Here is a 20,286-nt window from a genome sequence, read left to right as displayed (position 1 = left end):
GACCCGTCAGGACTCGCGTTCCAGCAGGGCCGCGTAGAGCGTCAGCCCCGGCCCGAACGCGAGCATCACCACCCGACGCGGCGACGGGGACGCCCGGCCCAGCCGGTCCAGGATCAGCAGGACCGTCGGGGACGAGCAGTTGCCGTGCTCGGCAAGCGTCTGCCGGGACGCCGCGAGCGCCGTCGGCGGCAGGGCCAACTCACGCTCGACCACGTTGAGGATCCGGGGGCCGCCCGGATGCACCGCCCAGCCGTCCACCTCGGACCGGCCGAGCCCGTGCCGGGCCAGCAGATCGTCCACCAGGTCACGGACGAACCGGGAAAGCACCATCGGCACCTTCGGCGACAGCCCCATCCGGAAGCCGGTGTCGGTGACGTCCCAGGTCATGTGGTCGGCGGTGGAGGTGTCGGTGACCGAGGTCACCTCGCGTACCGCGTACCCCCGGCCGCCGGGCACGACCACGGCGGCGACCGCGGCGTCCGAGAAGAGCGCGTGCGAGACGATCTGCTGGGTGTCCACCCGCGCGCCAGGCGGCTGGATGTGCAGGCTGGTCAGCTCCGCGCAGAGCAGCAGCGCGGGCCGCCCCCGGGCGGTGACGAAGTCGCTCGCCGCACCCAGCCCGGGCAGGGCCGCGTAGCAACCCATGTGCCCGACGAACATGCGCTGCGTGTCCCGGGCCATGCCCAGGTCCCGGGCGAGCAGGATGTCCAGCCCGGGGGTCGCGTAGCCGGTGCAGGAGCAGACCACGAACAGGCCGATCTCACTGGCGTCCAGGCCGGCGGCGGTGAGCGCGCGGCCGACCGCCTCCTTGCCGAGCGGCAGCGCCTCCACCTGGTAGCGGCGCATCCGACGCTCGGTCGGCCACTCCGAGACGTCCTCCAGCAGGGGATTCACCGCGGCCTGCCGGCGGGTCACCCCGGAATTGGCGAAGATCTTCTCGGCCAGCGCTCGGGTGGTGCCGGAAAAGTGCTTCTCGAAGAAGCCCGACCACAGCTCGGCCTGCGCGGCGCCCGGCGGTTGTGCCATGCCCAGACCCGCGATCACCGGTACGCCCACGTCCCCACCTCTCGATAGCTGTCTCCGCTCACCAACGAGGGGCCGTGCCGTCCCGGTCCGGGTCACCGCCGAGCGCGGCGATGCCGAGCCAGTCGGCGCACACGTCGGAGGTGGCCGGGTGCAGCGAGCCGCACCGGGCGTCCCGGTAGAGCCGCTCCAGCGGATGGCCCCGGCGGGTCGCCGAGGTGCCGGCGGCCTCCAGCATGGACGCCGCCACGTCCGCTGCCGTGGTGCCGGCCAGCAGCTTGGCGCGCCACACCCACCGGTTCGTCTCGGCGTCGCCGGGGTTCTCGTCGACCCGTCGGGCCGCCTCGGTGACCGCCAGTTCGGCCGCCGCGGTGGCCGCGTCCGCCCGGCCCAGCCGGGCCCGGACCGCCGGCAGGCCGGCCAGGTTCCGGGCGTTCAGGTGCTCGGCGGCGGCGTCGATCGCGGCCCGCGCCACCCCGACGTAGACGGCCGCGTAGCTGGCCACCAGCCAGTGCGGCATGAGCTGGGCCACCACCAGGGCCAGCCCCTCCACGCCGCCGAGCAGCCGGTCGGCGGGCACGGTCACGTCCAGGTGCAGGTCGTGCGAGGAGGTGGCGCGCATACCGAGGGAGTCCCACGTGGGCTCCACCGTGATCCCCGCCCCGGCCGGCACCAGGAACTGGGAGACCACGGACTGGTCGGTGGCGCTGCGCGCGGCCACCAGGTAGCCGTCCGGGTGGCCGGCGCCGGAGCAGAAGGTCTTGCTGCCCTTGATGTGCCAGCCACCGTCGACCGGCTCGTAGACGGTGCTGAGCTGGGACAACCGGCCGCCGGCGCCGCGCTCGCTCATCGCCACCGCGTACCAGGCGCCGTCGGCCGCCGCGCGTAGCAGCCGGTCCCGGGCGGCAAGCGCCTCCTCGGGTACGCCGAGCGCCTCGGCCAGTTCCTCGGTGACCGCGCCCAACGCGCCGGTGACCGAGGCGTGCATGTTGAACACCAGCGCGGTCGCGCCGTTGCCGCGCGCCAGCTCGGTGGCGACCGCGGCGTACTCGGCGAAGGTCGCCCCCAGCCCACCCAGCTCGCGCGGGACCATCAACCCGAAGAGGCCGGCCTCCCGCAGGTCGGCGAAGTCGTCCGCCGGGAACGAGCCGTCCCGGTCGTGCCCGGCCGCGCGGGCGGCCAGTCGCGGCGCCAACCGGCGGGCCGCCCCCAGCGCGTCCACAGTCATGTCGCCTCCCTCTCCGCGTCCCTTACCCCGGGCGGTCCCGGCTACCCGCCTCGCCGGCCACTGCCCTGGTAGAGGACGGCGGTCGACCGGGTCGGCACGATGCGCGGCTGCGCCCGGACCGGACGGTCACCGCCCCGCCACCGGCGCAGCAGCCAACCAAGCGTGCCGCCCAACTCCGGGCGGAGCCCGCGTACGCGCAACGCCACGCCGTGCCGGGCGCACTCGGCGACAAGCGCGCGGGCGTCCACGAACAGCCGGTGGTCGTGGATGCCGCGCGGCACCGTGGGCAGCCGCTCGCCCACCTCCACCGCGACCAGCCGGGCCAGCAACGTGTCGTTGATGGTGTCCAGCACCAGCAGGCCGCCGGGGCGCAGCAGCCGACACGCCTCGGCGACCGCCCGTCGCCAGTCCGGCACGTGCTCCAGCACCTCACCGGCGGACACCACGGCGGCGCAGCCGTCGGCCAGCGGAACCGCGGTGGCGTCGCCCTGGAGCACGGTCACCCCGTGCGCGGCGGCCAGGTCGAGCGCCGAACGGGTCAGGTCCACCCCGACGTGCCGGTAGCCCTTGCCGGCCAGGTGCGGCGCCAGCAACCCGGCGCCGCAACCGAGGTCGACGAGCAGATCGTCCCGGGAGGACGCCGGGGGCACCAGCGCCGCGCGGGCGCGGGCCAGCCAGTGCAGCATCGCGAAGGCGCCGTCCGGCCGCCACCACTCGCCGGCCAGGTCGTCGTACTGCCGGGGGTCGTTCGGGGGCAGCGACCGGCGCGGACGGGACACCGGGGACGCTTCTGGCATGGACCGAGCGTGGCACGACTCCCCGGTAACGACCAGACTTCCCTTATGTCGACGCGGGTGTTAGGGCTGGTCAGGGCAAGCCATCCGGAGCCGGCGGCGGCGGTCACGGTGGTCGCCGCGCTGCTCGCCGTCGGCGTCGGGCACTCCGTTACCGGGGTGGTGACCGTGGCGCTGACCGTGCTGGCGAGCCAACTCGCGGTCGGCTGGAGCAACGACCTGATCGACGCCGACCGGGATGCCGCGGTGGGGCGTACCGACAAGCCGGTGACCACCGGCGCGGTCGCCCGGCCGGCGCTGGCCCGGGCCACCGCGGTGGCCGCCGTCGCCACCCCGCTGCTCGCGCTGGCCGGCGGCCCCGCCGCGGCGGCCTGCGCCACCCTGGGCCTGGTCTCCGCGCTGCTCTACAACAAGCCGCTGAAGTCGACAGCGGTGTCGGTGCTGCCCTACGCGGTCTCGTTCGGCGCGCTGCCCGCGTTCGTGGTGCTGGCCCTACCCGGCTCGCCCGCGCCGCCGGCCTGGCTGGTGGCCGCCGCCGCGCTGCTGGGCGCCGGGGCGCACTTCGCCAACGTCCTGCCCGACCTGGCCGACGACGCGCGGACCGGAGTGCGCGGACTGCCGCACCGGCTCGGCCCGGCGGGCAGCCGGCTAACTGCCGCCGGGCTGCTCCTCGCGGCCACCGTCACCCTGGTGTTCGGCCCGCCCGGGCCGCCGTCGTGGGCCGGCCTGGCGGCGGTCGCCGCCGCCGTCGCGGTGCCGGCGATCGGTGGGTACGCCGGGCGCGCGGCGGCCCGGACCGGCGGTCGACAGGTGGCCGCCTTCCGGGCGGTGCTGGTGGTGGCGCTCATCGATGTGGTGCTGCTGGTCGCGAACGGCCGGGTGGTCTGAGCGGTCCCCGTCGCGGGTGGCAATGCCGGGTCCGCGTGCGGGCCTCGATCAGCTCCAACTACCCTGGAGCGCGGTCTGCGCGGGCAAGGCCACCCCGTGCCCGGCGGTCGACCGGGCGGGGATCGTGACGAGGAGGACCGACGTGACGCGCTCGATCAGGGGTTCCCGGCGGCCGGCCCTGTTGCTGGCCGGCACCGCGGCGGCGGGTCTGCTGCTCGCCGGGTGCGGCACCGGGCAGGTGGCCGAGACCGCCAACAAGATCCCGTCGGTACAGGGCGTCAACGTCCAGACCTCCGACAACCTCTACAAGGTGCGCGGCCTCTACGTGCAGTTCCCCGGGCCTCAGGGCTACGAGGCGGGCGCCAACGCGCCGCTCAATGTCGTGATCTACAACGACAGCGAGGCCCCGGTCACGGTGACCGTCACCACCGACAGCGCCCGGGACATCCTGCTCACCGGTGCCGCCGGCGCCAGCGGCGCGGCCACCCCGACCGGCTCGCCGACCGAGCCGGCCTCGGTCTCGCCGACCGCCGCCGACCCGAGCGCCTCCCCCAGCCAGTCGCTCGAGGTGCCCGCCTCGCCGTCGGCCGGGGAGTCCGGCTCGGCCAGCCCGTCGCCGTCGGAGAGCGAGTCCGCGCCCGCCGGCCAACCGGCCCGGATCGAGATCCCGGCGCTCGGGTACGCCCAGCTCAACAGCGGTAACCCGCAGTTCCTCCAGCTCGTCGGCCTGAACCAGAAGCTGGTCGTCGGCCAGCAGGTCAACCTGACCTTCGACTTCGGCAACGGCCAGGTCATCCGGACGCCGGCCCAGGTCGGCGTCCCGCTGACCCCGGAGGCGCCGCCGTCCGCGGTCGTCAACCCGCGTGAGCACGCCGCCGAAGAGGGTGGCGTCGAGGGCGGCAGCCACGGCTGACGCCGTACCCGTTCTCCGTCGACACCGTCGTCGTGGCCCGCGCCACTTCGGCGGTGTCGCCGTTTCCGGTGGGCTTTCGTCGTACCGTCCGGTTAGCGTCCGGTGGTGACCACGCCCCGATCGACCTCCTCCCGCGCCGGCGCCGGCCGCGGCCGTGCCGCCGCCCGCGAACCCCGCCCGGCCTACGAGTGCGACGCCTGCGGGCATCAGCCACCCAAGTGGATGGGCCGCTGTCCCGAGTGCGGCGAGTGGGGCTCGGTCGTCGAGTCCACGGTCACCGGCCCGATGGTCTCCGGCCGGGTGGTCAGCTCCCGGATGCCGGCCGAGCCGGCCCGGCCGATCGCCACCATCAGCGCCGCGCCGGCCCGGGCCCGTCCGACCGGCGTCAGCGAGCTCGACCGGGTGCTCGGCGGCGGCCTGGTCCCCGGCGCGGTGGTGCTGCTCGCGGGCGAGCCCGGCGTCGGCAAGTCGACGCTGTTGCTCGACGTGGCCCAGCAGTGGGCCGCCGGCGCCGGCAGCCCGTCGCTCGTGGTCAGCGGCGAGGAGTCGGTAAGCCAGGTGCGGCTGCGGGCCGAGCGGATGGGCGCCCTGCACGACCAGCTCTACCTGGCCGCCGAGAGCGACCTGTCGGCGGTCCTCGGCCACCTCGACGCGGTCAAGCCGGGGCTGCTGGTGCTCGACTCGGTGCAGACGATCTCCACCACCGGCACCGAGGGCGTGCCCGGTGGCGTGACCCAGGTGCGCGCGGTCACCGCCGCGCTTGTCGCGGTCGCCAAGGAACGCGGCGTGGCCACCGTGCTCGTCGGCCACGTGACCAAGGACGGCCAGGTCGCCGGCCCACGCGTGCTGGAGCACCTGGTGGACGTGGTGCTCCACTTCGAGGGCGACAAGCACTCCTCGCTGCGCATGGTGCGTGGCGTCAAGAACCGGTTCGGCGCGGCCGACGAGGTCGGCTGCTTCGAGATGCACGAGGGCGGCATCAGCAGCCTGGCCGACCCGTCCGGCCTCTTCCTCACCCGTTATTCCGAGCCGGTGCCGGGCACCTGCGTGACCGTGGCCATGGAGGGCCGGCGGGCGCTTGTCACCGAGGTGCAGGCGCTGATCGGGGCGACGGTCGCCGGCTCGCCCCGACGCACCGTCTCCGGCCTCGACGGCGCCCGGCTGGCCATGGTCCTCGCCGTGCTCCAACGGCGCACCGAGCGGCTGACGCTGCACGACCGTGAGGTCTTCGCCGCCACCGTCGGCGGCATCCGGGTGGTCGAGCCGGCCGCCGACCTCGCGGTGGCGCTCGCGGTGGCCTCCGGCGGGCTCAACCTCGCGCTCAACCCGCACCTGGTCGCCATCGGCGAGGTCGGGCTCACCGGCGAGGTGCGCCGGGTCGGCGCGGTGCCCCGCCGGTTGGCCGAGGCCGCCCGGCTGGGCTTCCGGCTGGCCCTGGTCCCACCCGGTTGCGGCCCCGGCAGCAGCGGCGTCGCCCCGGAGCACATGCGGGTGATCGAGGTCACGGACGTGCGGGCCGCACTACAGGCCGCCGCCCGCGCCTCCGCGGAGTGACCGTGAGTGGTCACGAGCCGGGACCGGCCGGGCGATTCCGGACAGGCCACGCGGCCCGTCGGCGACCGCGAAAGCCGGACATCGTGACACATCACAGTAACCACGAGAGCACCCACCGCACCGCAGTCCGTAGAATGTGCCCGTGCCGACCGACCGCGATGCCACCAAGCCCGCAACGGCGACGCCGCACGCCCGCACCGGTGCCGTCAGCGGCAACCCGACCCGCGCGATCAGCGTGAGCGTCGCCGCGAGCGTCGGCGGGGCCGGCGCCGACCCGCTGCGGGCCAACCTCGCCCTCATGGCGCCCGGCACCGCGCTCCGCGACGGCCTGGAACGGATCCTGCGCGGTCGCACCGGCGCGCTGATCGTGCTCGGCTACGACAAGGTGGTCGAGCAGATCTGCACCGGCGGCTTCCCGATGGACGTGGAATTCTCCGCCACCCGGGTCCGCGAGCTGTGCAAGATGGATGGCGCCGTGGTGCTCTCCAGCGACGGCACCCGGATCGTCCAGGCCGGCGCGCATCTGATGCCCGACCCGTCCATCCCCACCGAGGAGTCCGGCACCCGGCACCGCACCGCCGAGCGGGTGGCCCGGCAGACCGGCTACCCGGTCATCTCGGTCAGCCAGTCGATGCGGATCATCAGCCTCTACGTCAACGGCCAGCGGCACGTGCTCGACGACTCGGCCGCGATCCTGTCCCGGGCCAACCAGGCGCTGGCCACGCTCGAACGCTACAAGCTCCGCCTCGACGAGGTCTCCGGCACGCTCTCCGCGCTGGAGATCGAAGACCTGGTCACGGTCCGCGACGCGGTGGCCGTGGTGCAGCGGCTGGAAATGGTCCGGCGGATCGCCGACGAGATCGCCGGCTACGTGGTGGAGCTGGGCACCGACGGCCGCCTGCTCGCGCTCCAGCTCGACGAGCTGATGGCCGGTGTGGACGCCGACCGCACCCTGGTCATCCGCGACTACCTGCCGGTCGGCCGCAAGTCGCGCACGCTCGACGAGGCGCTCGTCGAGCTCGACCTGCTCAGCGCCACCGAGATGATCGACCTGGTGGCGGTGGCCAAGGCCATCGGTTACCCGTCCGCCTCCGACGCGCTCGACGCGGCGGTCAGCCCGCGCGGGTTCCGTCTGCTGGCCAAGGTGCCACGGCTGCCGGCAGCCGTGGTCGACCGGCTGGTCGTGCACTTCGGCAGCCTCCAGCGGCTGCTCGGCGCGACAGTGGAAGACCTCCAGGCGGTCGAGGGGGTGGGCGACGCCCGTGCCCGTGGGGTCCGTGAGGGCCTGTCCCGGCTCGCCGAGGCGTCCATCCTGGAACGGTACGTCTGACCCGCCTCAGCCGGTGATGGTCAGCTTCACCGGCTCGCTGATCTTGGTGCCGACCCGGGCGAAGACCTGGTACGTGCCGATCGGCGCGTACGGGCCGGCAGCCAGGCCATCGGCGCAGCGGCTGGTGTCCCGGCCGTTCCAGCCCAGCTCGTAGGAACGCTCGAAGTTCGACGCGAACGACTGCACGTTCGAGCCCCGGTTGGTGCCACAGGTGTCCGACGACCAGACCTTCTCCGCGCCGGCCTTGACGTAGAGCTCCTGCAGATCGGCGCCGACGTCCCGGCTGCACGTACGGTCGGAGACGTTCTTGATCTTGAGGCGCAGCGTGACCACGGTGCGCTGCGGTGCGCTGGCCGGCAGCGCGACCGGCGTCACCCGCAACTCCGCGTCGGTGCAGGTGCCGTCGCCGGAGACCGACTGCCCGGACGTACCACCGTCACCGGCGCCGGTGTTCGTGCCGTCACCGGCACCGTCGCCCGTGCCGTCACCTGTGCCCGAACCGTCGCCCGAGCCGCCGCCGGTGTTCGTGCCGCCGGTGTCACCGGAAGCGCCAGGTGTGGGCGACGGACTCGTCGACTGCGGAGTCAACACCGAGCCGGAGGGATCCGGAGCCGCACCGGCCGACCCGCCAGGAGATGGATCACCGCCCGGCGCGCCGGTGTTGTGGTCCGTGCCGGTGCACGAATAGAGCAGGACAATCAGGAAGAGCAGCACCGCGCCGAGCACGACGGCGCGACGCCGCCAGTACACGGCGGGAGGCAGGGAACCGACCGTCAGACGCATGATGCGCCTACCGTAGTCGCGTGACGCTCGGCGCGCCGGTCCGACGCGCCGGTGACCCTGCGCCACAACCGACATCGCGTCCACAGTGGAAGCGGGCGGGCCCCGTCAGAGATAGACCTTGCGCTGGTAGACGGCGTGCGCCCCGGCCACCCGGTCGAGGAAGAGCTGGCCGGCGCAGTGGTCGATCTCGTGCTGTAGCGCACGCGCCTCGAAACCGTCGGTGACCAACCGCACCACCTCGCCGCTGCCCGGCAGCATCCCCTCCACCACCAGGCGGCTGGCCCGCTTCACGTCGCCGGTCAGGTCCGGCACCGACATACAGCCCTCCCGGCCTGCCTTCCACCGGCTCGCCTCCACCACCCGGGCGTTGCAGAGCACGAACGTGCCGTGCACGGTCACCGCCTTGGGGTGCCCGGTCACGTCCACCGCGAACACCTGGGCGCTCACCCCCACCTGCGGCGCCGCCAGCCCCACACAACCAGGCGAGACCCGCATGGTCGCCACCAGGTCGGCGGCCAGCCGCACCACCTCGACCGAGGTGGGGTCGACCTCCGGGCCGGGCCGGCTCAGCACCGGCTCCGGGGCGGCGACCACCCGACGCACCTCGCCCGGAACGCCGAGCTTCTCCGGTGTCCAGCCGCCCAGGCCGGCGTAACCCTCGGCGGTCACAGCAGGTCCGTGTCCGCCGGGCGGAGACTGACCCCGACGCCCAACTCCGCCGCGGCCCGGGTCAGCCGGCCGGCCACCTCGTCCGAGCTGCCCGGCGGCAACTCCACCTCGGCGACCACCACGTAGAGCGAACCCGTCAGCCGGGTGCTCAGGTCGGTCACGTTGCCGCCGACATCGGCCAGCACCCGGGTCATCGCCGCGACGATGCCCATGCGGTCGGCCCCGTGCACCGCCAGCACGTACGGCTCACCGGCGGAGGTGCTGCCACCGTCCGGGGTGACCGCGCGCACGGTGGCCAGCAGGTGCCCGTCGGAGGCGAGCGGGGCCAGCGCGGCCTCGACATCCGCGGCGGCCGGGCCCACGCAGATCAGGGTCATCGCGAAGTGCCCCCGCAACCGGGTCATCGTCGAGTCGGTGAGGTTCGCGCCGAGCCGGGCGAGGACCTCCGCGACATCGGCCACGATGCCCGGCCGGTCCCGACCGATGACGGTGATCGCGAGCTCATTCATTCGGACATTCTGCCCCGCCGCCGGAGACCCGCCGCGCCGGCCCACCCGGCCCGCCCAACCTGCGGGAAGGACACCCGTGACATCATCGGCACCGCCATGACTGAGCCCACCTTCGCCACCCAGGTCAGCCGGTGGTACGAGCGCAACGCCCGTGATCTGCCCTGGCGCAGGCCGGGCATCGGCGCCTGGGCGATCCTGGTCAGTGAGGTCATGCTCCAGCAGACCCCGGTGGTCCGGGTGGTGCCCGCCTTCCAGGCGTGGCTGGCCCGCTGGCCGGAACCGCGCGCGCTCGCGGAGGACACCCCGGCCGAGGCGATCCGGATGTGGGGACGGCTCGGCTACCCCCGCCGGGCGGTACGCCTGCGCGAGTGCGCGGTGGCGGTCGTGGAGCGGCACGGCGGAGTGGTGCCCGACCGGCTCGACCAGTTGCTGGCGCTGCCCGGCGTCGGCACGTACACGGCCCGCGCGGTGGCCGCGTTCGCGTACGGTCAGCGGCACCCGGTGGTGGACACGAACGTCCGGCGGGTGGTGAGCCGGGCGGTCGCGGGTGAGCCCGACGCCGGCCCGACCACCCGGCCCGCGGACCTGGTCGCCACCGAGGAACTGCTACCCGTCGAACCGGCCGCGGCGGCCCTGGCCAGCGCGGCGTTCATGGAACTCGGGGCGGTCGTCTGCACCGCCCGCGCGCCCCGCTGTGCGGTGTGTCCGGTCGAGTCCAGTTGCGCCTGGCGGGCATCCGGGCAGGCTGCCCCCGCCGGACCGACCCGCCGCCCACAGCGCTACGCCGGCACCGACCGGCAGGTACGCGGACTGCTGCTCGCGGTGCTCCGGGACGCCACCGGACCGGTGCCGCACCAGCGGCTGGACCAGGTCTGGCACGACGACGTGCAGCGGGCGCGGGCACTGGCCGGCCTGGTCACCGACGGGCTTGTGGAGCCGGTGGGTCAGGAGTCCTTCCGGCTGGCCGGCGACGGCCCCGCCGTCCCCCTGCTGCCCTGACCCCAGTAACCGCCGCCCTCTCGCACTGAGCCCGGTCACCGCCGCCTTCTCGCCCTGAGCCCGGTCACCGCCGCCCCCGGCGCTGAGCCCGGTCACGGCCGCCTCCCGCGCCTGAGCCCGGTCAGTGCTGCCCCCTGCGCCTGGGCCTGGTCACCGCGCGCCCGGAAAGGCGACGGCCCCGGTGGCTCTCGCCGACCGGGGCCGTCGCCCTGGGAACAGTTGCCCTGACCTACGCGGCGTTGTCCTACGCGGCGTTGTCGTCCGCGCCGGTGGATGCGGCGCCGAGATCGGCCGGCACCGCGTCCGGGACGGCGTCGGGTCGGTCCGCGCCGCGGAAGACGAGTTTGGCCTTGTCGATGTTGTCGGGGTCGCCTTCGCAGTCGACGACGACGATCTGGCCGGGGGTCAGTTCGTTGAACAGGATCCGTTCGGACAGGTTGTCCTCGATGTCGCGTTGGATGGTGCGGCGTAGCGGACGGGCGCCCAGGACCGGGTCGAAGCCCTTCTTCGCCAAATATTTCTTGGCGTTGTCGGTCAACTCCAGGCCCATGTCCTTGTTCCGCAGCTGACCCTCGATCCGCTGGATCATGATGTCCACGATCGACAGGATCTCGATCTCCCGCAGCTGGTGGAACACGATCGTGTCGTCGATCCGGTTGAGGAACTCGGGCCGGAAGTGCTGCTTGAGCTCGTCGTTGACCTTCTGCTTCATCCGGTCGTAGTTCGACTCGGAATCGTCGGAGGCCTGGAAGCCCAGCGACACCGCCTTCGCGACGTCCCGGGTACCGAGGTTGGTGGTCAGGATGATGACCGTGTTCTTGAAGTCCACGATCCGACCCTGACCATCGGTCAACCGGCCGTCCTCCAGGATCTGCAACAGCGTGTTGAACACATCCGGGTGGGCCTTCTCGATCTCGTCGAACAACACCACCGAGAACGGCCGCCGCCGCACCTTCTCCGTCAGCTGCCCACCCTCGTCGTACCCGACATACCCGGGAGGGGCACCGACGAGCCGGGACACCGTGTACCGGTCGTGGAACTCCGACATGTCCAACTGGATCAACGCGTCCTCGGACCCGAACAGGAACTCCGCCAGGGCCTTGGACAGCTCGGTCTTACCCACACCGGACGGGCCGGCGAAGATGAACGACCCCGACGGCCGCTTCGGATCCTTCAAACCCGCCCGCGTGCGCCGGATCGCCTTCGACACCGCCTTGACCGCGTCTTCCTGCCCGATGACGCGCTTGTGCAGCTCGTCCTCCATCCGCAGCAGACGCGACGTCTCCTCCTCGGTCAACTTGTACACCGGGATACCGGTCCAGTTCCCGAGCACCTCAGCGATCTGCTCGTCGTCGACCTCACTGACGACATCCAGATCCCCGGCCTTCCACTCCTTCTCCCGCTGCGCCTTCTGACCCAGCAACTGCTTCTCCGTGTCCCGCAACTGCGCGGCCCGCTCGAAGTCCTGCGCGTCGATCGCGGACTCCTTGTCCCGACGCACCTGCGCGATCCGCTCATCGAAGTCCCGCAGGTCCGGCGGCGCCGTCATCCGACGGATCCGCATCCGCGCACCCGCCTCATCAATCAAATCGATCGCCTTGTCCGGCAGGAACCGATCCGAGATATACCGATCCGCCAGGGTGGCCGCCGCGACCAGAGCCGCGTCGGTGATGCTCACGCGGTGGTGCGCCTCGTACCGGTCCCGCAGACCCTTCAAAATCTCGATGGTGTGCGCCAGCGACGGCTCACCCACCTGGATCGGCTGGAACCGACGCTCCAACGCCGCGTCCTTCTCCAAATGCTTACGGTACTCATCCAGCGTGGTCGCGCCGATGGTCTGCAACTCACCACGCGCCAGCATCGGCTTCAAAATGCTCGCGGCGTCGATCGCACCCTCCGCCGCGCCCGCACCCACCAACGTGTGGATCTCGTCGATGAACAAGATGATGTCACCCCGGGTGCGGATCTCCTTGAGCACCTTCTTCAGCCGCTCCTCGAAATCACCCCGGTAGCGCGAACCCGCCACCAACGCACCCAGGTCAAGCGTGTACAGCTGCTTGTCCTTCAGCGTCTCCGGCACCTCACCCTTGATGATCTTCTGGGACAAGCCCTCCACCACAGCGGTCTTACCCACGCCGGGCTCACCGATCAACACCGGGTTGTTCTTCGTCCGGCGGGACAACACCTGCATGACCCGCTCGATCTCCTTCTCCCGCCCGATCACCGGGTCGAGCTTGCCCTCCCGAGCAGCCTGGGTCAGGTTCCGACCGAACTGATCCAACACCAAACTCGTCGACGGCGCGGCCTCACCCGGCGCAGCACCCGCAGCAGCCGGCTCCTTGCCCTGATAACCCGACAGCAGCTGGATCACCTGCTGACGGACCCGGTTGAGGTCGGCGCCGAGCTTCACCAGCACCTGGGCGGCCACGCCCTCGCCCTCACGGATCAGGCCCAACAGGATGTGCTCGGTGCCGATGTAGTTGTGGCCGAGCTGCAGCGCCTCGCGCAGGGACAGCTCCAACACCTTCTTCGCCCGCGGCGTGAACGGGATATGCCCACTCGGCGCCTGCTGGCCCTGACCGATGATCTCCTCAACCTGCTGGCGGACGCCCTCCAACGAGATACCCAGGCTCTCCAAAGCCTTCGCCGCCACACCCTCACCCTCATGGATCAGGCCCAACAGGATGTGCTCCGTACCGATGTAGTTGTGGTTGAGCATCCGGGCCTCTTCCTGGGCCAGGACGACAACCCGTCGCGCTCGGTCGGTGAACCGCTCGAACATGCCCTCGTGCTCCTCACATGCCGTGCGCCTTGATGGTCAGATCTCGGCGGGGCCGGTGCGCGGACGTCCGGGACGGGCGTCCGTGCCTCCTTACTCTATCGTCGCGGACCGTCTCCGCTGAGGTCGTGTGACCCCGCCGGCGACCGTTCCGACGTCGTTTCTGCCAACCGTCCACGCTCAGGAGGTGTTCCGGGACTCCCGCCTGTACGCGCAGAGCGAAATTCGACCGGCAGCGGAAGGCCCGGTCGAGGGGCTTCGAGCGGGGAAACGCACACCCGCCTCGGTCGTCCACAGCCTGTGGACGCAATCTCCACCGCCTGTGGACAACTCCGTCCGACGCCGGTTTCTTCCCGCGCCGGGACCGGGACCGAACAGCGGCCCACCGACCGCCCAAATAACCACGAACCAGACATCCAGCAGGGCCGGCCGGGAAACGCCGACGCCGGCCCGGAAACGTCCTCCGGACCGGCGTGCCGCCACCATCGCGTACGACGGGGTCAGTGCCCCGCCTTCGCGTGGTACTCGTCCACGATCTCCTGCGGGATCCGGCCCCGGTCGGAGATGTCCTTGCCGGCCTTCTTGGCCCACTCGCGGATGGCCCGGTTCTGCTCGCGGTCCGCGGTCGCGCCGCCGCGACCACGCGCGGCCCGGCCGCCCACCACCACGCCCCCACGACCGACCTTCGAGCCGTGCGCGATGTACTGCGCGAATACGTCGCGCAATTTCTCCGCGTTGGAGGCCGAGAGGTCGATCTCGTACTGCACGCCGTCGAGCGCGAACTTGACAGTCTCGTCAGCGTCCCCGCCGTCCAGGTCATCGACCAGCTTGTGAATGATCTGCTTGGCCACGTCCCACATTCCTTTCGAGCAGGGTTGTGCTCCTGCAATACACCGAGCACAATAACCTGTCCGACGCTTGCTCCGTCAATAGGATCGCGTAACAAGCCGGAGAAGCCTTGCGTGCCTACTCCGGCCGGACCAAGGGGAACAGGATGGTTTCCCGAATTCCCAGGCCGGTCAAGGCCATCAGGAGCCGGTCGATTCCCATTCCCATACCACCGGCCGGCGGCATTCCGTACTCCATCGCCCGGAGAAAGTCCTCGTCGAGCCGCATGGCCTCGTCGTCGCCGCGCGCCGCGAGCTGCGCCTGGGCCACCAGCCGCTCCCGCTGCACCACCGGGTCGACCAGCTCGGAGTAGGCGGTGCCCAGCTCGAATCCCAGCACGTAGAGGTCCCACTTCTCGGCCAGCCCCGGCTCGCTGCGGTGCGCCCGGGTCAGCGGACTGGTCTCCTCCGGGTAGTCGCGGACGAACGTGGGCGCCTGCAACGACGGCACCACCAACTCCTCGAACAACTCCTCGGCCAACTTGCCCGGCCCCCACTTCGGGTCCACCGAGAGACCGATCTTGTCCGCGTACTCCACCAGGCGTGACCTTTCCGTGCGGACGGTGACCTCCTCACCGAGCGCTTCGGAAAGAACACCGAACAGCGTCACCGACCGCCACTCGCCGCCCAGGTCGAACTCACGGCCGTCGGCGTGCGTCACCACCGTCGAGCCGGCGACCGCGACGGCGGCCTGCTGCACCAGATTTCGGGTCAGCTCGGCCATCGTGTCGTAGTCGCCGTACGCCTGGTAGGTCTCCAGCATCGCGAACTCCGGCGAGTGCGAAGAGTCTATGCCCTCATTACGGAAGTTGCGGTTGATCTCGAAGACACGGTCGACGCCACCCACCACCGCGCGCTTGAGAAACAGTTCCGGTGCGATTCGCAGATACAGATCGGTGGCGAGCGCATTGCTGTGGGTCACGAATGGGCGGGCCGCGGCGCCACCGTGCAGCAACTGGAGCATCGGGGTCTCGACCTCGACGAAGTCCTGCGCGTGCAGGGTGTCCCGCAGGCTGCGGACCGCGGTGGCCCGGGTGCGGACCATCTGCCGGGCCTGCGGGCGGACCACCAGATCCACGTAGCGCTGCCGGACCCGGGACTCCTCGCTCAACGGCTTGTGCGCCACCGGCAGCGGGCGTAGCGCCTTGGCGGTGACCGCCCACTCGTCGGCAAGCACGGACAACTCGCCGCGCCGGCTGGTGATCACTTCACCGGTCACCCCGACGTGGTCGCCGAGGTCCACCAGGCGCTTCCAGTCCGCCAGGCGCTCCGGCCCGACCCGGTCCAGCGAGAGCATCGCCTGAAGCTCGGTGCCGTCGCCGTCGCGCAGCGTGGCGAAGCAGAGTTTGCCGGTGTTGCGAATGAAGATCACCCGGCCGGTGACCGAGGCCCGGTCCCCGGTGGCGGTGTCGGTGGGCAGGTCGGCGTAGCGCTCGCGGAGCCGCGCGAGCGTGGTGGTCCGGGGGAAACCCACCGGGTACGGCTCGACGCCCTCGGCGAGCATCCGGTCCCGCTTCTCCCGGCGGACCTTCATCTGCTCGGGAAGGTCGTCGGCGGGGTCGGTGGGCAGGGCGTTCTGCTCGGTCACGGCACGCTTCCTCAGGCCTTGGGGGACAACGGCGGGGTCAGCCCATGAGCGTACTCAAGCGCCGTGCCGACCGTTACGGGATAACCTGCCCGCCATGACCGACCCCACTGCGGCGCTCTCGTTCGGCGCGGCCGCCGCCGCGTACGACCGGTTCCGGCCCCGCTATCCCGAGGCGGCGCTGCGCTGGGCGCTGGCCGGGCTGACCGCCCCGGCCCGGGTGGTGGACCTCGGTGCCGGCACCGGCATCCTCACGCGTGGCGTGACGGCGCTCGGGCACCACGTCGTACCCGTCGAGCCGGATCCGGGGATGCGGGCGCAACTGGCGGTCGCCACCACGGGCACGACGGCGCTCGCCGGCAGCGCGGAATCGGTGCCGCTGCCGGACGGTTCGGCGGACGCGGTGCTGGTCGGGCAGGCCTACCACTGGTTCGACAAGGAGCCGGCGCACGCCGAGATCGCCCGCGTGCTGCGCCCCGGTGGCACCTTCGCGCCGATCTGGAACACCCGGGACAACGACGTCGAGTGGGTGGCCGAGCTGGAGCGGATCGCCGACCTGCGCGACCACGCCGGCAACCTGGTCGAGAAGGTCACCAGCTTCGGACCGGCCTTCGGCCGGGTGGAGCTGACCGAGTTCACCCATCGGACCACGCTCACCCCGGACGGGGTGATCGGCATGCTGCGCACCCGCTCCTTCTGGCTGACCGCCACCGCCGACGAGCAGGCGAGGATCGACCGGGAACTCCGCGACCTCTTCGCCACCCACCCCGACCTGGTCGGTCGGGAGACCGTCGAACTGCCGTACCGGACGCTTGTGTTCACGGCGCGCAAGCGGTGAGCGCTGGCGTTAACCGGGGGCCCTTCCTATACCGGAAGCGTTAACAAGGGCCCCCTCCTTGCACCTCAGGTGTTGCGGTCGTAGACCATCCGCAGGCCGATCAGGGTGATCATCGGCTCGTGGTGGGTGATGGTGCGGCACTCGGACAGCACCAGCGAGGCCAGGCCGCCGGTGGCGATGACCGCGTTCACCTCGCCCAGTTCCCCGGACATCCGCTCGACGATCCGGTCCACCTGGCCGGCGAAGCCGAAGTAGAGGCCGGCCTGAAGGCACTCCACGGTGTTCTTGCCGATCACCGAGCGGGGCCGGGTGGCCTCCACCTTGCGCAGCTGCGCAGCGCGGGCGGCGAGCGCGTCGAAGGAGATCTCGATGCCCGGCGCGAACGCCCCGCCGAGGAACTCGCCCCGGTCGCTGATCACGTCGAAGTTCGTGGTGGTGCCGAAGTCGACGACGATCGACGGCCCGCCGTAGAGCGTGTACGCGGCGAGGGTGTTCACCACCCGGTCCGCGCCCACCTCCTTCGGGTTGTCGATGGCGAGCTGCACCCCGGTCCGCACGCCCGGCTCGACGATGACGCTCGGCAGGTCGGCGTAGTAGCGAGCCAGCATGGTGCGCAGCGAGCGCAACGCGGCCGGCACGGTCGAGCAGGCGGCCACCCCGGTGATCTCCACCGCGTCACCGGCAAGCAACCCGCGGAACATCAGGCCCAGCTCGTCCGCGGTGGAACGGGCGTCGGTCTTGATCCGCCAGGAGTGCACCAGCTTGTCGCCGTCGAAGGTCGCCAGCACGGTGTTGGTGTTTCCGATGTCGATGCAGAGCAGCACAGCGGCAGCCTAGACGGTCACCTACCGCGCAGGTCGAGAGCGATGTCGAGGATCGGCGAGGAGTGGGTGAGCGCGCCCACGGAGAGGAAGTCCACGCCGGTGGCCCCGTACTCGGCGGCCACCGGCAGGGTCAGCCCACCGGTCGCCTCCAACTCCGCCCGGTCGCCCACCACGGCCACCACCTCACGAAGCTGCGCCGGGGTCATGTTGTCGAGCAGCAGGAAGCCGGCCCCGGCCTCGACCGCCTCCACCGCCTCGGCAAGCGTGTCCACCTCCACCTGCACCGGCACGTCCGGGAACGCCTCCCGGACCCGCCGGAACGCGGGCGCGATCCCGCCCGCCGCCAGCTTGTGGTTGTCCTTGATCATCGCGACGTCGTGCAGGCCCATCCGCTTGTTCGTGCCACCACCCGCTCGGACCGCGTACTTCTCCAGCCCTCGCAGCCCCGGCGTGGTCTTGCGGGTGTCCAGCACCATCGCCTTCGTGCCGGCCAGCGCGTCCGCCCACGCCCGGGTGTGGGTGGCCACCCCGGACATCCGGGAGAGCAGGTTCAGCGCCGTCCGCTCGGCGGTGAGCAGCAGCCGGGTCGGCCCGGTCACGGTGGCCAGCACCTCGCCGCGCGCCACCCGCTGCCCGTCGTGGGCCACGAGCGACACCTCGACCGTACGCCCGGCGCCAGTCACGTCGCCCACCAGCTCGAACACCGCGGCGGCCACCGGCAGCCCGGCCACCACCCCGTCCTCGCGCGCCACCAGGTCGGCGGTGTCCCGCTGGTCGGCCGGGACGGTCGCGACGCTCGTCACGTCGAGGAAGTCCGGGCCGAGGTCCTCGGCCAGCGCGTCGACGACGATCCGCCGGACCCGCTCCGGGTCCAGCCCGCCGTCCCGCAGCGCCCGCACCGTCGACTCGATCATGGAATCCTCTCCTCTGTTCCTGACGTTCGCGACTGCGGGGCTCGCAAGACCGGCTCACTCCTCGCGCTCACCCAACGCTCGACCAGCAGCCCATCCGTGCCCACCCCGGCCACCAGGTGACCCAGCCACCTGTCGTCGGCCGCCGGGAAGTCCTCCCGCCAGTGGCACCCCCGCGTCTCCTCGCGGGCGTACGCGGCGGCGACGAGCGTCGACGCCACGGTGATCAGGTTCGTCGCCTCCCAGTCGGCGGTACGGGGCACGCCCCGCCCCTCGCTCAGCGCGGTGAGCGTGGCCGCGGTGCCGGTCAACGACTCCGCCGACCGGAGCACGCCCGCGCCCCGGGACATCGCCCGTTGCAGCTCCGCCGTGCCCGCCGCCGGCACCAGCCGGCCCGGCCCGCCCACCCAGGCGCCGGTGTCCGCCGGCCGGGCCTGCTCGGGCAGCCCGGCGGCGACGGCCTCGGCGATCCGGCGGGCGAAGACCAGCCCCTCCAGCAGCGAGTTGCTGGCCAGCCGGTTGGCGCCGTGCACGCCGGTGCAGGCCACCTCGCCGCAGGCGTACAGGCCGGGGATCGAGGTGCGGCCACGAAGGTCGGTCCGGACGCCGCCGGAGGCGTAGTGGGCGGCCGGCGCGACCGGGATCAGGTCGGTCGCCGGGTCCACCCCGATGGCCAGGCAGGACGCCACGATGGTGGGGAACCGCCGGGCCAGGAAGTCGCCGCCCAGGTGCCGTGCGTCCAGGAACACGTGGTCGGCGCCGGACGCGTTCAGCACCCGGTGGATGCCCTTGGCCACCACGTCCCGGGGAGCCAGCTCGGCCAACTCGTGCTGGCCGACCATGAACCGCTTGCCGTCGCCGTCGACCAAGTGGGCGCCCTCGCCCCGCAACGCCTCGGAGACCAGCGGCTGTTGCGCCAGGCCGGCGCCCGGCCCACCGGCCGGCACGATCAGCGCGGTCGGATGGAACTGGACGAACTCCAGGTCGGTGACGGCCGCGCCGGCGCGCAACGCCAGCGCCACCCCGTCCCCGGTGGAGACCGACGGGTTGGTGGTGGCCGCGAAGACCTGCCCCATCCCGCCGGTGGCGAGCACCACCGCGCGGCCGAGGATCGCGCCGACGCCGTCCTCGCTGCCCTCGCCCAGCACGTGCAGCGTGATCCCGCAGGCCGGGCCGAAACCATCCGGACCGTCGCCGGGGGCGCGCAGCAGGTCGAGCACCAGGGCGTGCTCGACCAGCCGGATCCACGGGTCGCGCCGCACCGCCGCGTGCAGCGCCCGCTGCACCTCGGCGCCGGTGGCGTCGCCGCCCGCGTGCACGACCCGGTCGGCCCGGTGGCCACCCTCGCGGCCGAGCATCAGCGAGCCGTCCGGGTTGCGGTCGAACTCCGCCCCGATCCGCATCAGCTCGCGCAGCCGGGTCGGGCCCTCCTCCACGAGCACCCGGACCGCCGCCGGGTCGCAGAGGCCGACGCCGGCCACCTCGGTGTCGTACGCGTGGGCGGCCGGGCTGTCCGCCGGGTCGAGCACCGCGGCGATGCCGCCCTGCGCCCACCGGGTGGAACCCTCGTCGATGTCGACCTTGGTGACGACGGTGACGTGCAGGCCGGCCTCGCGCAGGTGCAGCGCAGCGGTCAGCCCGGCGACGCCGGAGCCGACGACGATCACGTCGGTGGTCTCCACCCAGCCGGGCGCGGGCGCGGCGAGCAGCCGGGGCAGCACTGGCAGGTCGACGGTGGGTAGGTCCATGGGCACAGTCAACCCGAAGCATCC

Annotated in this window: 18 protein-coding genes; 6 read left to right on the top strand and 12 right to left on the bottom strand. The window is 72.3% G+C overall.

Translation table 11 applies throughout. The features are described 5' to 3' along the window. Positions 1-6: 6 nt before the first annotated feature. Genes O7602_RS00715 through O7602_RS00705 form a run of 3 tightly spaced genes read right to left on the bottom strand, consistent with a single transcriptional unit; the run spans position 7 to position 3,048 of the window. On the bottom strand, positions 7-1,026 hold the full coding sequence (locus tag O7602_RS00715) for a type III polyketide synthase (RefSeq protein ID WP_281590044.1): 1,020 nt from the start codon (positions 1,024-1,026) through the stop codon (positions 7-9). A 58-nt stretch (positions 1,027-1,084) separates the two neighbouring features. Beyond that, positions 1,085-2,251: an acyl-CoA dehydrogenase family protein gene (locus O7602_RS00710; protein ID WP_281586316.1), complete on the bottom strand. Its 1,167-nt coding sequence runs from the start codon at positions 2,249-2,251 to the stop codon at positions 1,085-1,087. 41 nt (positions 2,252-2,292) lie between these two features. Then, complete coding sequence (locus O7602_RS00705) at positions 2,293-3,048, bottom strand: methyltransferase domain-containing protein (RefSeq protein WP_281586315.1); 756 nt, start codon at positions 3,046-3,048, stop codon at positions 2,293-2,295. Positions 3,049-3,093: 45 nt separating this feature from the next. Here O7602_RS00705 and O7602_RS00700 point away from each other — a divergent pair, with 45 nt between their 5' ends. From O7602_RS00700 to disA, 4 genes are all read left to right on the top strand, one after another. Beyond that, on the top strand, positions 3,094-3,933 hold the full coding sequence (locus O7602_RS00700) for a UbiA family prenyltransferase (RefSeq protein WP_281586314.1): 840 nt from the start codon (positions 3,094-3,096) through the stop codon (positions 3,931-3,933). A 142-nt stretch (positions 3,934-4,075) separates the two neighbouring features. Next, complete coding sequence (locus O7602_RS00695; protein WP_281586313.1) at positions 4,076-4,846, top strand: hypothetical protein; 771 nt, start codon at positions 4,076-4,078, stop codon at positions 4,844-4,846. A gap of 105 nt (positions 4,847-4,951) precedes the next feature. Next, positions 4,952-6,400, top strand: coding sequence for a DNA repair protein RadA (radA, locus tag O7602_RS00690; protein WP_281586312.1), 1,449 nt, complete (start codon positions 4,952-4,954; stop codon positions 6,398-6,400). A gap of 142 nt (positions 6,401-6,542) precedes the next feature. Next, positions 6,543-7,730 (top strand): DNA integrity scanning diadenylate cyclase DisA, encoded by a 1,188-nt coding sequence (gene disA, locus O7602_RS00685; RefSeq protein WP_281586311.1) that lies wholly within the window; start codon positions 6,543-6,545, stop codon positions 7,728-7,730. Positions 7,731-7,736: 6 nt separating this feature from the next. Here the strand turns inward: disA and O7602_RS00680 are convergent, their stop codons facing one another. From O7602_RS00680 to O7602_RS00670, 3 genes are all read right to left on the bottom strand, one after another. Further along, a complete protein-coding gene (locus O7602_RS00680) occupies positions 7,737-8,513 on the bottom strand; it encodes a hypothetical protein (RefSeq protein ID WP_281586310.1) in 777 nt (258 codons plus the stop codon). A 105-nt stretch (positions 8,514-8,618) separates the two neighbouring features. Then, entirely contained in the window at positions 8,619-9,182 is a 564-nt protein-coding gene (locus O7602_RS00675; protein ID WP_281586309.1) for a peptide deformylase, read from the bottom strand. Next, positions 9,179-9,691 carry an ACT domain-containing protein gene (locus O7602_RS00670; protein WP_281586308.1) on the bottom strand — a complete coding sequence of 171 codons (513 nt, stop codon included), beginning with the start codon at positions 9,689-9,691 and terminating at the stop codon, positions 9,179-9,181. The genes O7602_RS00675 and O7602_RS00670 overlap by 4 nt, the downstream gene beginning before the upstream one ends. Positions 9,692-9,787: 96 nt before the next feature. Between O7602_RS00670 and O7602_RS00665 the strand changes: the two genes are divergently transcribed. Further along, positions 9,788-10,690 carry an A/G-specific adenine glycosylase gene (locus tag O7602_RS00665; RefSeq protein ID WP_281586307.1) on the top strand — a complete coding sequence of 301 codons (903 nt, stop codon included), beginning with the start codon at positions 9,788-9,790 and terminating at the stop codon, positions 10,688-10,690. A 244-nt stretch (positions 10,691-10,934) separates the two neighbouring features. Here O7602_RS00665 and O7602_RS00660 read toward each other — a convergent pair whose 3' ends face one another. The 3 genes from O7602_RS00660 to lysS form a co-directional block, all read right to left on the bottom strand. Then, entirely contained in the window at positions 10,935-13,472 is a 2,538-nt protein-coding gene (locus O7602_RS00660; RefSeq protein ID WP_281586306.1) for an ATP-dependent Clp protease ATP-binding subunit, read from the bottom strand. Positions 13,473-13,969: 497 nt separating this feature from the next. Further along, positions 13,970-14,320, bottom strand: coding sequence for an Lsr2 family protein (locus O7602_RS00655; protein WP_348651305.1), 351 nt, complete (start codon positions 14,318-14,320; stop codon positions 13,970-13,972). 115 nt (positions 14,321-14,435) lie between these two features. Continuing rightward, positions 14,436-15,944 carry a lysine--tRNA ligase gene (gene lysS / locus O7602_RS00650; RefSeq protein WP_281586304.1) on the bottom strand — a complete coding sequence of 503 codons (1,509 nt, stop codon included), beginning with the start codon at positions 15,942-15,944 and terminating at the stop codon, positions 14,436-14,438. Between the two features lie 94 nt (positions 15,945-16,038). Here lysS and O7602_RS00645 point away from each other — a divergent pair, with 94 nt between their 5' ends. Continuing rightward, a complete protein-coding gene (locus tag O7602_RS00645; RefSeq protein WP_281586303.1) occupies positions 16,039-16,779 on the top strand; it encodes a class I SAM-dependent methyltransferase in 741 nt (246 codons plus the stop codon). A gap of 65 nt (positions 16,780-16,844) precedes the next feature. Here the strand turns inward: O7602_RS00645 and O7602_RS00640 are convergent, their stop codons facing one another. The 3 genes from O7602_RS00640 to O7602_RS00630 are packed head-to-tail and all read right to left on the bottom strand — an operon-like array spanning position 16,845 to position 20,262. Further along, positions 16,845-17,603: a type III pantothenate kinase gene (locus tag O7602_RS00640; RefSeq protein WP_281586302.1), complete on the bottom strand. Its 759-nt coding sequence runs from the start codon at positions 17,601-17,603 to the stop codon at positions 16,845-16,847. 17 nt (positions 17,604-17,620) lie between these two features. Further along, positions 17,621-18,517: a carboxylating nicotinate-nucleotide diphosphorylase gene (gene nadC / locus O7602_RS00635; RefSeq protein WP_281586301.1), complete on the bottom strand. Its 897-nt coding sequence runs from the start codon at positions 18,515-18,517 to the stop codon at positions 17,621-17,623. Beyond that, a complete protein-coding gene (locus tag O7602_RS00630; RefSeq protein ID WP_281586300.1) occupies positions 18,514-20,262 on the bottom strand; it encodes an L-aspartate oxidase in 1,749 nt (582 codons plus the stop codon). The genes nadC and O7602_RS00630 overlap by 4 nt, the downstream gene beginning before the upstream one ends. Positions 20,263-20,286 lie beyond the last annotated feature (24 nt).

Origin of the sequence: Micromonospora sp. WMMD1128 (genome assembly GCF_027497235.1) — a bacterium.
Classification (GTDB): Bacteria; Actinomycetota; Actinomycetes; order Mycobacteriales; family Micromonosporaceae; genus Micromonospora.
Note: the sequence above shows the minus strand (reverse complement) of the source record. Positions and strands in the feature narration are given on the sequence as shown.